Here is a 2,740-nt window from a genome sequence, read left to right on the forward strand (position 1 = left end):
CCGGAGAGGCGGGTGCGGGCCGGTCAGCACGGGGAGGTGTCACGGGGGCCGTCCAGGAGCGGGGGAGGAGGTGTTGCGTTCACTGTGGATGACTGCACAGTCCAGGCTAGTGGACCGAGACAGGGGTGTACATCTTTTTTGAGGCTTACGCATCCCCTTGAGTGCCCCTCCCTTCCCATACTAAAAATGCAAGCACGCTTGCTTGTTTATGGTGGCCCTGTCATCCTCCCCCCATGGCCGACCCGACGCCCGTCATCGACGACCTCCGTGCCGAGAGCGATGAACTCGACGCACTCGTCGCCGAGTTGCCCGTGGAACGGTGGGCGCTCGCGACCCCCGCGCCCCGCTGGACGATCGCCCACCAGATCGCGCATCTCGCCTGGACCGACCGTGCCGCGCTGCTCGCCGTCACCGACCGGCAGGCCTTCGCCCACGAGGTCGAGAACGCGCTGACGCAGCCCGGCGACTTCGTGGACAACGGCGCCGAGGAGGGCGCGGCCGCACCGCCGGACCGGCTCCTCACCGACTGGCGGGCGGGGCGCACGGCCCTGGAGGACGCGCTGCGGGCCGCCCCCGACGGCGCGCGGTACCCCTGGTTCGGGCCGCCCATGTCGACCGCGTCGATGGCGAGCGCGCGGCTGATGGAGACCTGGGCCCACGGCCAGGACGTCGCCGACACCCTCGGTGTGACCCGTGTCCCCACCGACCGGCTCCGCCACGTCGCCCGGCTCGGCGTCCGCACCCGCGACTTCTCCTTCGGGGTGCACTCCCTGACCCCGCCCTTCGAGGAGTTCCGCGTCGAACTCACCGCCCCCTCCGGCGCGTTGTGGGCGTACGGCCCCGAGGACGCCGCCGAGCGCGTCACCGGACCCGCGCTCGACTTCTGTCTCCTGGTCACCCAGCGCGCCCACCGCGCAGACCTCGCCCTGCGCGCCGAGGGTGCCGACGCCGACCGCTGGCTGGACCTCGCCCAGGCCTTCGCGGGCCCGCCGGGACCGGGGCGTGGACGGGGGCGTGGACCGGGACGTGGGCCGGGGGAGGCGGCGCGATGACCGCGCTGCGCATCGGTAACGCCTCCGGGTTCTACGGCGACCGCTTCGACGCCCTGCGCGAGATGCTCACCGGCGGCGACCTCGACGTCCTCACCGGCGACTACCTCGCCGAGCTGACCATGCTCATCCTCGGCCGCGACCGGCTGAAGGACCCCGCCGCCGGGTACGCGCGTACGTTCCTGCGTCAGCTGGAGGAGTGCCTGGGCCTCGCCCAAGAGCGCGGCGTCCGCATCGTCACCAACGCCGGGGGCCTCAACCCCGCAGGACTCGCCGACGCCGTACGGGCGCTCGCCGACCGGCTCGGCCTCGCCGTACGGGTCGCGCACGTCGAGGGCGACGACCTCACCGCCCGGTACCCCGGCAGCCTCGCCGCGCACGCCTACCTCGGCGGCTTCGGCATCGCGGCCTGTCTGCGGGAGGGCGCGGACGTCGTCGTCACCGGCCGGGTCACCGACGCCGCGCTGGTCACCGGGCCCGCCGCCGCCCACTTCGGCTGGGGACCGGGGGAGTACGACCGTCTCGCGGGCGCCGTCGTCGCCGGGCACGTGCTGGAGTGCGGGACGCAGGCCACCGGCGGCAACTACGCCTTCTTCGCCGACGGCGACATCCGCCGCCCCGGCTTCCCGCTCGCCGAACTCCACGAGGACGGCAGCAGCGTCATCACCAAGCACCCCGGCACCGGCGGCTTCGTCGACACCGGCACCGTCACCGCCCAGCTGCTGTACGAGACGGCCGGCGCCCGCTACGCCGGACCCGACGTCACCGCCCGCCTCGACACCGTACGGCTCACCCAGGACGGCCCCGACCGGGTCCGCATCCGGGGCGTACGCGGCGAGGCGCCGCCCCCGACCCTCAAGGTCGGGCTCAACCGGCTCGGCGGCTTCCGCAACGAGGTCGTCTTCGTCCTGACCGGCCTCGACATCGAGGCGAAGGCCGCCGTCGTGAAGGCTCAGATGACGGACGCCCTCGCCAAGTCGCCTCCGCAGGAGGTGCGTTGGGAGCTGGCGCGGACCGACCGTCCCGACGCCCCCACCGAGGAGACCGCCAGCGCGCTGCTCCGCCTCGTCGTACGGGACCCCGACCCGGAGGCCGTTGGCCGTGCCTTCAGCGGAGCCGCCATCGAACTGGCCCTCGCCAGCTACCCCGGCTTCCATGTCCCGCAACCGCCGGGGAAGGGCGCTCCCTACGGGATCTTCGACGCCGAGTACGTCGACCAGGGGGCCGTGGCGCACACCGCCGTCCTCCACGACGGCCGCCGGATCCCCGTACCCGCGCCGCACGACACCCTCGTACCGCGCCCCGCCGACGAACCGCCCCTGCCGGAGCCGCTGCCGGCCGGGCTCCCGACCCGTCGGGCCCCCCTCGGACTGGTCGCCGGGGCCCGCAGCGGCGACAAGGGCGGCAACGCCAACATCGGGCTGTGGGCCCGCGGCGACGACGCCTGGCGGTGGCTCGCCCACACCCTCACCACCGACCGGCTGCGCGCCCTCCTCCCGGAGACCGCCGACCTGCCCGTCACCCGCCACCCGCTGCCCGGACTGCGCGCCCTGAACTTCGTCGTCGAGGGCATCCTCGGCGCGGGCGTCGCCTCCCAGCACCGCTTCGACCCGCAGGCCAAGGCCCTCGGCGAATGGCTCCGCTCCCGCCACCTGGACATCCCGGAGGTACTCCTGTGACCGCCCGCCGCC

2 protein-coding genes are annotated in these 2,740 nt (G+C 74.2%); both read left to right on the plus strand.

Translation table 11 applies throughout. From position 1 onward, the window contains the following. Positions 1-233 precede the first annotated feature (233 nt). The gene (locus AOK15_RS40465) at positions 234-1,052 is read left to right on the plus strand and encodes a TIGR03084 family metal-binding protein (RefSeq protein WP_055524160.1); all 819 of its coding nucleotides are present in this window, start codon (positions 234-236) and stop codon (positions 1,050-1,052) included. Next, positions 1,049-2,728, plus strand: coding sequence for an acyclic terpene utilization AtuA family protein (locus AOK15_RS40470; protein WP_055524163.1), 1,680 nt, complete (start codon positions 1,049-1,051; stop codon positions 2,726-2,728). Before AOK15_RS40465 ends, AOK15_RS40470 begins: the two co-directional genes overlap by 4 nt. Positions 2,729-2,740 lie beyond the last annotated feature (12 nt).

Source organism: Streptomyces ossamyceticus (assembly GCF_001418475.1).
Classification (GTDB): domain Bacteria; phylum Actinomycetota; class Actinomycetes; order Streptomycetales; family Streptomycetaceae; genus Streptomyces; species Streptomyces ossamyceticus.